Raw genomic sequence first — 9,917 nt, forward strand, 5'->3', positions numbered from 1 at the left:
ATATGAAAATTACCGAAGTGAAATTAGGCATTCTTTCCGTTCCCCTGCGGGTCCCATTTAAAACAGCACTGCGCTCTGTCAACAGCGTAGAAGACGTCATCATGGAGATTCACACCGATACCGGTGCTGTAGGATATGGCGAAGCACCACCGACCGGCGTCATCACAGGCGACACGACCGGCGCAATTATTGGGGCCATGAAAGACCACATCATTAAAATACTGATGGGCCGTGATATTGACAACCTGGAGGATAACTTAAAGGCACTAAACAATTGCATTGTAAAAAACACCAGTGCTAAAGCAGCCGCCGATATGGCGCTATGGGATCTTTACGGGCAGCTTTACAAGATTCCCGTTTATAAGCTTCTGGGCGGCAGCCGGAACAAGCTCGTAACCGATATTACCATCAGCGTAAACGATCCAGAAGAAATGGCAAGAGATGCGATAAATGCTATTGAGCGCGGCTACGACACCTTAAAAATCAAAGTAGGCGCCAATCCTTCTCTCGATGTGGAGCGCCTAATGGCCGTACGCAAAGCGGTTGGAAATAAAACCTGCATCCGTATCGATGCAAATCAGGCATGGAGTCCAAAACAGGCTGTACGGATTTTAAATGAAATGCAGGATAAAGGGCTGGATATTGAATTTGTAGAACAGCCGGTTAAGGCGCTCGACTTTGAAGGCCTTAAATATGTCACAGACCGTTCCTATGTACCGGTTCTGGCAGATGAAAGCGTCTTTTCTCCCGCAGATGCACTTAAGATCATGCAGATGGGGGCTGCGGATCTTGTCAATATCAAACTGATGAAATGCGGCGGCATCTATAACGCGCTAAAAATCGCCTCGGCGGCCGAAGTGTATGGCGTAGAGTGCATGATCGGCTGCATGCTGGAAGCAAAGATCAGTGTAAATGCCGCGATTCATCTTGCCTGCGCAAAGAAAATCATTACCAAGATCGATCTTGACGGCCCCGTCCTCTGCAGCGAAGATCCTATCCTTGGCGGCGCTGTATTTGATGAAAAAGACATCACTGTCTCTAATGAGCCGGGGTTGGGGATCAAAGGAATCAAAGGTCTGCGCTATCTTAATGAAAGAACCAATTGATTTTGAACTGCATGGAGACTAATAAAATTGCGAAAGGAGGAGTATCTTAGGTGTTAAAATTACATTGAAAGTCTCAGCGCTTTGTTCAAAACCCTGTGCGTATGGTTTGATAACTAAACCATATTTGCTTCTTATTCCTAAAACTAAAACGATGATAAAGGGGAGAAAAAAATGATTACAGACGGCTTCACTTACATAGCATTTTTAATGTTTATCGCTGGTGCTTTATTGGCTGCGCAAAAATACGGCAAATGGAAAGTCTTTAATTACGTTCCGCCACTTGTTTGGATTTACGTGCTCAACATGGTATTCTGCACCATGGGGCTCTACAAATCCGATGCTTGTACCGCAACCTATTCGGCTTTAAAGAACAATTTGCTGTATGCTATGATCTTCGTCATGCTGCTGCGCTGCGATTTTCGTAAGCTTGCAAAACTTGGCGGCCGCATGGTGGCCATCTTCTTTGGCTGCTCCATAACTTTGTTCGTCGGATTTGTTGTCGGCTACCCAATTTTTAAGGGCATGCTCGGCAGTGATACATGGGGCGCTGTCGCATCGCTGTACGCTTCCTGGGTCGGCGGCTCCGCAAACATGGCGGCTATGCAGGCCGCTCTGCCGGTAGATGCCGGTGCTTACAGCTGTGCCCTGGCTCTGGATACAGTTTGCTATTCTGTCTGGATTGCACTTCTTTTGCTGGCCGTTAATTATGCCAACAAATGGAATAATGCGGTCAAAGCGGACACTTCCAAACTTCAGGCCGTTGCCGACGCCGCAAATGAGGAAGTCGCAAAAAGCAAAAAGAATGCAAATGCCAGTGATTGGCTTTTCCTAATCGGCTTATCTTTGGTGGTCTCGGCATTTTCTCAGGTAGTCGGTACCTCACTCAACGGCGCTTTAAAATCCGTAGGGTTGGGGATGTTTGATAAAGGTACCTTAACCACTTTATTTGTCACGATTTTAGGCCTCGTTTGTGCCCTCACTCCTCTTGGCAGACTGCCTGCCGTAGAAGAGCTCTCCAACGTTTACTTGTATACCGTTGTTTCCCTTTTGGCTTCTACCGCTTCGATTGTAGATCTGCTCTCCGCTCCAATGTGGGTCGTCTATGGCGTTTTCATTTTGGTTGTGCATGTGGTTCTCATGTTCCTGCTTTCCAAAGCATTTCATTGGGATCTGTGCATGGTTTCCACAGCCTCTCTCGCCAACATCGGAGGCCCTGCGTCTGCGCCAATTGTTGCCTCTGCATATGACCCGTCTTATGCCGGCATCGGTGTTTTGATGGGCGTTCTCGGCGCTGCAGTCGGCAATTTCTGCGGCTTAGGTGCCGGTGCAGTTTTGCATCTTATGGCTTAACGTTTTTAGCAAAATACCATTTGATTTTGTAATAAGAAACGCCCTTTACGGTTCACTCAGTAAAGGGTGTTTCTCTGTCCGGCAAAACCTTTATAAAAGTCACACAGAAAGGAGGAGTCACTCAGATGACTGCGCAGGAACTACTTAAAAAGGAAATCAAAGCCTTTATCAAAACACAAAATGGAAACATTGCAGTCTCCTTTTATGATTTGAATGAAAAATCTGGTTTTTCAATCGACGGAGAAAAAAAGATGCTTTCTGCAAGCACAATCAAGCTGGTAATCATGACAGAACTTATGCGCCGTGTTCATATAGGGGAAACTTCTCTGGAAAATAGGATTACGGTAACCGCTCAAATGAAAACAAGCGGCGACGGCATCTTAAAAGAATTAGAACCCGGACACTCCTTCACCCTTAAAGAACTCCTCACGCTGATGATTATTATCAGCGACAATGAAGCAACCAATATCTTAATTGATTTTCTTGGCATGGAATCCATCAATCAAATAGCACAAGCCATGCACCTCAAGCAAGCACACTTAGGGCGTAAAATGATGGACAGCAAAGCCAAAGAAGCTGGTCATGACAATTATATCTGTGCCGAAGACATTAAGGATGTTTTGAAAAGTATTTATGAAGGTACCTGTATTGACGAGGAATCTTCTAAAATGATGCTGGATATTTTAAAACAGCAGCAGCAGTCCGGCCGGCTGCAGCTCTATCTCCCGGAATCCGTTGTAATCGCCCATAAATACGGGGATCTCGATTGTTTGGAAAACGACGGCGGAATCTTTCTTTTCCCCAAGCATCCCTACATTTTAGTTGTGCTGACAAACGAAATGCCTACCAATAAAGACGGCAGAGAAGCAATCGGCAAAATTTCATGGATCGTTTACCATGCCCTATGCTGAAAGCTATCCTCAGTTGCAGTTACTTTCATTTTATATGTACAACTTTTTAGTTATGTAAACTAATTTTTTAAAGTCCCTGATAGAATAAAAAAGAGTGAGAAGCTTCCAAATGGAACTTCTCACTCTTTTAATTTTTATCACAAATAAGTTGGAATGATTCTCAATTAAAGTTCATTCCCTGGAAACTGCGGAATTCTGGAGAATCCTTTCTGCAGATCTTGATCGGTAGGAATCGAATCACCCATTTTGCCGTCATTAAACTGCTCATAAGCAACCATATCAAAATATCCGGTACCAGTCAGACCGAAAAGAATCGTTTTTTCTTCACCGGTTTCTTTGCATTTTAGCGCTTCGTCAATGGCTATCTTGATTGCATGACTGGATTCCGGGGCAGGCAAAATTCCTTCAACGCGGGCAAATTGTTCTGCCGCTTCAAAAACGGATGTCTGTTCAACCGTTCGCGCCTCGATCAAGCCCTCATGATACAACTGTGAAAGGATCGGGCTCATTCCATGATACCGAAGACCACCCGCATGATTCGGGCTCGGAATAAAATTACTGCCCAGCGTATACATTTTGGCAAGCGGACAAACCATTCCGGTATCGCAGAAATCATAAGCAAACTTTCCTCTGGTAAAGGAAGGACAGGAGGCTGGTTCCACCGCAATAAACTGATAATCTTTTTCTCCGCGGAGCTTTTCTCCCATAAAGGGCGAAATAAGACCTCCCAAGTTTGAACCGCCGCCTGCGCAGCCAATAATCACATCCGGAACAATTCCATACTCATCCATCGCTGTTTTTGTCTCCAAGCCGATCACCGACTGGTGGAGCAGAACCTGATTCAGCACCGACCCGAGCACATAGCGGTAGCCTTCATGAGTTGTCGCATATTCGACCGCTTCAGAGATTGCACAGCCGAGGCTACCGGTCGTTCCCGGGTGTTCCTGCAAAATTTTTCTGCCTACCGCTGTATCCATAGAAGGACTGGGTGTCACCGAAGCTCCATAAGTTCTCATGACTTCCCTGCGGAATGGTTTCTGCTCATAGCTGACCTTTACCATATAAACTTTACAGTCAAGGTCAAGATAAGCACAGGCCATTGAAAGAGCGGTGCCCCACTGACCGGCTCCTGTTTCTGTTGTAACGCCCTTTAGGCCCTGTTTTTTTGCGTAGTAAGCCTGTGCGATTGCGGAATTCAGTTTATGGGAACCGGAAGTATTGTTTCCTTCAAATTTATAATAGATCTTTGCCGGCGTCTGAAGTTTTTCTTCCAGACAATAGGCACGTACCAAAGGAGATGGACGATACATCTTATAAAAGTCCTGAATCCCCTGTGGAATCGGGATGTAGGGATCATCGTTATCAAGTTCCTGAGAAACCAGATCTTTGCAGAAAACATGTTCCAATTCTTCCGCCTTCATCGGCTGGTGCGTCCCCGGATTCAGAAGCGGGGCGGGCTTCTTTTTCATATCTGCCCGCACATTATACCAAGCCTTCGGAATTTGATCTTCCTTTAAATAAATTTTGTAGGGAATCTTTTGCTCTTTCATGACGTTTGCTCCTTTCAAATTTTTCTGCAGGGACAGATGATAGATATAAAAAAGCACTCTCCACCCCTGCAAATTTTGCAGGGACAGAAAGTGCTTAGATCATCACTTCTGCGGTACCACCCAGCTTGGTATTTTTCAATACCCACTCAACGCATACAAAAATATGCTGAATTTTTTTAACGGAGATTCTGACTCCGGCTCCCCTACTATTTTGTTCGGTTTGCCCTCAGAAGGCCATTCAGTCCTTATGATCCGTACCGCATTCCCATCATCAGCGGCTTTCTGAAACAAGATCTTAATAAGGCTTACTTACCCTTCCTCATCGGTTTATTGGCATCAGTTTAGCACTGCAAAGTAGTCATGTCAAGAATTATTTTTAAATTCTTAAAACTATCCAAGCACAAAATATTTCGTCACTGCAAACAGTTCTCTTGCAAAGAGTGCCGGAAAAATCCATGGTGGCGTAGAAGTGCCGATCCCCCATGCCGTAAACCCATTTTGTTTTGCAATCAAAAGTGCACGGTACAGATGATAATCATCCGTAAGGAGCAAAACTTCTTTATTAGGAAGATTGTTTTCTAAAAGCACTTTTTGGGCATAGAAAAGATTTTGCTCCGTATTAACCGATCGATTTTCCAAAAGAATCCGATCCGGCTCTATTCCTTTTTGAAGTAATTTCTCTCTGATCACTTCGGCTTCCGTAACTTCTTCTCCGGTTCCTTGCCCGCCGCAGGCAACTGCAATCGAGTTTGGATGAGACAAAAGCCAGTCTGCTGCTGTATCAATACGCTTTTGTAAATCTGCGCTCGGTTCTGTACCGTCGACTTTACTGCCAAGAATTAGAACGGGCAAATTTTCTTTTTCTGTGGGAATCTCGGGTTCTGCTCTGCTAATAAAAAAGCTTAACGCGATACACCAACAGATTCCGGTAGCAAAGAGACCGAGCAATCCATAAAATAGGATACGTCTTTTTCTTTTGGCACAGACAAATTGGAACACTTTTCCCCAGAAAATACAAACTGCTAGTCCAACCATTCCAAGTGCCAGGAAGCACAGGCTCCCTGCATTCCATGTGCGAAACAAAAGCGGGATTATCATCAAAACTGCAAGCGCTGAAAAAACGACGCCTAATCCCAAGCGAGTAATTCGTTCAAGTTTATTCTTTTTCATTTGGTCCCTATAAATTCCTTTTTAAGCTTATTATTTTGTTTAATATTTAGTATAACACAGCAATTATAATAAAAAACAGTATCTGTACTCTCATTTTTCTCCAAAAAAACACTCTGCAACAACTTGCTATTCACAGACAAAACCAGTATAATTGAGTTTATCGCATTTATGTGCGAAAATCTTTATTTTGACACATTGGAGGTAGACAAAGACATGAAACGCGTGTATAACTTTTCCGCTGGTCCTTCCATGCTCCCTGAGGAAGTTCTCCGCCGCGCAGCCGATGAAATGATGGATTACAAGGGCTGCGGTCAGTCAGTGATGGAGATGTCTCATCGATCTAAAACCTTCCAGAGCATCATCGACAGTGCGGAGAGTCTCCTCCGTGAAGTCATGAATATTCCGGACAATTATAAAGTGCTGTTCCTACAGGGCGGCGGCTCCACACAGTTTGCTATGGTTCCTTTCAACCTGATGACAGGTTCTGGAAAAGCAGATTATGTTCTGACCGGCCAGTGGGCTACAAAAGCTTATAAAGAAGCTGCCCGCTATGGTGATGCAAAGGCGATTGCAAGCTCCAAGGATAAAACTTTCACCTATATTCCGAAGTTGGATCCTTCTACTTTCACCCCTGATGCAGATTATTTTTATATCTGCATGAATAATACCATTTACGGCACAAAATATCATACACTTCCCGTTACCGGTTCCGTTCCGCTGGTCGCCGATATCTCCTCCTGCATCTGCAGTGAGCCGATTGACATCAGCAAGTTCGGTCTGGTTTTTGCAGGCGCGCAGAAGAACCTTGCTCCTGCAGGCCTTACAATCGTAATTGTCCGCGAAGATCTCGTCGGACACGCGATGGAAAAGACCCCAACCATGCTTAATTACAAGACACATGTAGATGGCGGAAGCATGTTTAATACTCCGCCCTGCTACACGATTTATATCTGTGAGCTTGTTCTTGAGTGGATTAAGAATACGATTGGCGGCCTTGAAAACATGAAGGCCCTCAATGAAAAGAAAGCAAAACTGCTTTATGATTTTCTCGACAGCAGCAAGCTTTTCCGCGGCACTGTTGTTCCGGAAGACCGCAGCCTGATGAATGTTCCATTCGTAACGGGCAATGACGATCTCAATGCCAAATTTGTCGCCGAAGCAGCTGATGCCGGTATGGTTAACCTCAAGGGTCATCGTACCGTTGGTGGTATGCGTGCTTCCATTTATAATGCAATGCCTTATAAGGGCGTTGAGACGCTGGTCGATTTCATGAAAAAATTTGAAAAGGCAAACGGCTAATTACCAATAACAACGAAGGCGCACTTTCTGAAACAGGAAGGCGCCTTCTTAAATGAAATAAAGAATCAGGAGCTGTGATTTTCTTATGTATCAGATTCAATATCTTAATAAAATTTCCAAGGCCGGAACCGAGCGCTTTACCGACAACTATACCGTCGGCGAAGAAGTCCAGAATCCGGATGCTATTATGGTTCGTTCCGCCAATATGCTGGAAATGGACCTGCCCCAAAAGCTTTTGGCAATCGCCCGCGCAGGAGCCGGCGTCAATAATATTCCACTGGATAAATGCAGTGAAAAAGGAATTGTCGTTTTCAACACGCCTGGTGCAAACGCTAACGCAGTAAAAGAGCTGGTCCTCTGCGGACTGCTTCTTTCTTCCCGTCGGATTGTTCCTGCCGCCGAATGGTGCAAAACACTCAAAGGAAAGGGTGCTGAAGTACCGAAGCTGATTGAAAAAGGCAAGTCCCAGTTTGTTGGTCCCGAAATCAAAGGAAAAGCACTTGGAGTAATTGGTCTGGGTGCAATCGGTGTTCTTGTTGCCAATGCCGCCAAATCACTGGGTATGGAAGTCTACGGTTATGATCCTTATCTTTCGGTAGATGCCGCATGGGGACTTTCCCGCTCCATTCATCATGCACAGACACTCGATGACATCTGGGCAAACTGTGATTACATTACCATCCATGTTCCTCAGACGCCGGACACCAAAGGCATGATCTGCAAAGAAGCAATCTCCAAAATGAAAAACCATGTTCGTATTTTGAACTTTGCCCGCGGCGGACTTGTTGATTCCGATTCTATTTTAGAAGGCATAAAATCCGGAAAAGTTGCTTCTTATGCTACAGACTTTCCAAATGATGAGATGATTAATGTCGATGGAATTATTGCAATTCCCCATTTGGGAGCTTCCACGCCGGAAAGCGAAGATAACTGCGCACGTATGGCAGCAAACGAACTGCGTGATTATCTGGAAAACGGAAATATCCACAACAGTGTCAACATGCCGATGGTTTCCATGGCGCGGGATAAGAGTACACAGCGTATCTGCGTTCTGCACCGCAATATGCCAAATACGATCAGCCGTTTTTCTGGGATCCTGGCCAATATGGGAATTAATATTGAGAATATGCAGTCCAAATCCAGAAAAGAATACGCCTACACGATTGTCGATGTTACCGGTGATATTGCTAATGAAGCTGCACAAAAGCTACAGTCTTTGGACGAAGTCATTCGCGCACGGGTAATTAAATAAATAAACATTTAAAAACTTATTTTGGGGATCCGCAGAATCTTTTCTACAGAAGATTTTGCGGATTTTTTATGTATCAAAGGAAGAAGCTACAATATTCCCATTACAAATTGTATACGCAAGTGAAAATCCTGCTTTCTTTAGAATGGTAAAATCAGCACGTTTTCCAATTTGAATACTGCCACGTTTCTGATCTTCTCCAAGTACAGAGGCCGGGTTAATTGTTACACTTCGAATAATCTGAGAAAGCGGGATTCCGAATCGAATTAGGTTCTGCACTTCTTCCAATAAATTCGTAACAGAACCTGCTAAAGTTCCATCCAAAAGTACCGCTCTATGTTCTTTAACGATTACCTTCTGCCCGCCAAATTCATAAGTTCCATCCGGCATGCCCGCTGCACACATACTGTCACTGATCACGCAGCTTTGCCCTTTCTCGAGAAGGCGAAATGCCGCCCGCAATGCAGAAGGATGAATATGAATGCCGTCACAAATCAATTCCGCTGTAACATTTGGGGTATCCCACACGGCACCAACCACTCCCGGTGCTCTGTGATGAAATTCATTCATCCCGTTAAAAAGGTGCGTCACATGATGGATCCCCCATGAGAACGCTTCTTTTGCCTCTTCATAATCAGCAGCCGAATGCGCAATACTGAGCGAACAGAAATTCTGTACAAAAGCAGCAAACTGTTTGGCCCCTGGTTCTTCGGGCGCAAGGCAAACCATTCGAATCGAATGGCCGGAAGCCTCCCAATATTCTCTAAAAAGGGAAAAGTCCGGTGTTTTAATATTTTCTTCCTGCTGCATTCCTTTTTTGTTTGGACTGATAAAAGGGCCCTCCAAATAGGCGCCCAAAACTTGGGCACCATCTTCCTGCGGCAAATCCATTGTTCTTTTAATTTTCTGCAGAGCGTTTAAAATTGATGAATGCGGCATCGTCATGGTAGCAGAACAAAAAGCGACAATCCCATGTTGAGCCAGCCAATGTGCCATTTTTGTCACGCTTTGAGAGTCCTTGTCACTCACATCATAGCCGCCGCAGCCGTGAACATGCAGATCAATAAATCCAGGGGCGATCAGGCATCCGTTGCAGTCTATTTTCTCTCCTTCCAACGACTTTCCAATATTCGTGATGATTCCGTTTTGAAACTCGATATCTCCCTTAACGATTGAAAAATCCTCTGTAAAGAACTCACCATTTTTTAAGACCATTTTCCCGTACCCTCTCTTTTTTCTTCTATTTTATCATAAAAATTACTTTTTTGAATTTTTTAGCGCA

Annotated in this window: 8 protein-coding genes; 5 read left to right on the forward strand and 3 right to left on the reverse strand. The window is 44.5% G+C overall.

All coding sequences use genetic code 11. From position 1 onward, the window contains the following. Positions 1–2: 2 nt before the first annotated feature. The 3 genes from ACVS9P_RS09905 to ACVS9P_RS09915 all read left to right on the forward strand — a co-directional run bounded on the left by ACVS9P_RS09905 (position 3) and on the right by ACVS9P_RS09915 (position 3,367). Entirely contained in the window at positions 3–1,106 is a 1,104-nt protein-coding gene (locus ACVS9P_RS09905) for a dipeptide epimerase (protein ID WP_452103376.1), read from the forward strand. Positions 1,107–1,277: 171 nt separating this feature from the next. Then, positions 1,278–2,456 (forward strand): DUF819 family protein, encoded by a 1,179-nt coding sequence (locus ACVS9P_RS09910; protein ID WP_452103377.1) that lies wholly within the window; start codon positions 1,278–1,280, stop codon positions 2,454–2,456. A 125-nt stretch (positions 2,457–2,581) separates the two neighbouring features. Beyond that, positions 2,582–3,367, forward strand: coding sequence for a serine hydrolase (locus ACVS9P_RS09915; RefSeq protein ID WP_452103378.1), 786 nt, complete (start codon positions 2,582–2,584; stop codon positions 3,365–3,367). Between the two features lie 164 nt (positions 3,368–3,531). Here the strand turns inward: ACVS9P_RS09915 and ACVS9P_RS09920 are convergent, their stop codons facing one another. Together ACVS9P_RS09920 and ACVS9P_RS09925 are read right to left on the reverse strand one after the other, a co-directional pair. Further along, positions 3,532–4,917: a TrpB-like pyridoxal phosphate-dependent enzyme gene (locus ACVS9P_RS09920; protein ID WP_452103379.1), complete on the reverse strand. Its 1,386-nt coding sequence runs from the start codon at positions 4,915–4,917 to the stop codon at positions 3,532–3,534. A gap of 390 nt (positions 4,918–5,307) precedes the next feature. Further along, positions 5,308–6,087: a YdcF family protein gene (locus ACVS9P_RS09925; RefSeq protein ID WP_452103380.1), complete on the reverse strand. Its 780-nt coding sequence runs from the start codon at positions 6,085–6,087 to the stop codon at positions 5,308–5,310. A gap of 213 nt (positions 6,088–6,300) precedes the next feature. On the opposite strand from ACVS9P_RS09925, the gene serC reads away from it, so the two are divergent. Both serC and ACVS9P_RS09935 read left to right on the forward strand, forming a co-directional pair. After that, positions 6,301–7,386 (forward strand): 3-phosphoserine/phosphohydroxythreonine transaminase, encoded by a 1,086-nt coding sequence (gene serC, locus ACVS9P_RS09930; protein WP_452103381.1) that lies wholly within the window; start codon positions 6,301–6,303, stop codon positions 7,384–7,386. Between the two features lie 85 nt (positions 7,387–7,471). Beyond that, positions 7,472–8,638, forward strand: a complete 1,167-nt coding sequence (locus ACVS9P_RS09935; RefSeq protein WP_452103382.1) for a 3-phosphoglycerate dehydrogenase family protein — start codon at positions 7,472–7,474, stop codon at positions 8,636–8,638. A gap of 66 nt (positions 8,639–8,704) precedes the next feature. On the opposite strand, the gene nagA is transcribed toward ACVS9P_RS09935, so the two are convergent. Continuing rightward, positions 8,705–9,850 carry an N-acetylglucosamine-6-phosphate deacetylase gene (nagA, locus tag ACVS9P_RS09940; protein WP_452103383.1) on the reverse strand — a complete coding sequence of 382 codons (1,146 nt, stop codon included), beginning with the start codon at positions 9,848–9,850 and terminating at the stop codon, positions 8,705–8,707. Between the last annotated feature and the right edge of the window lie 67 nt (positions 9,851–9,917).

This window comes from Caproicibacterium sp. NSD3, assembly GCF_053613275.1.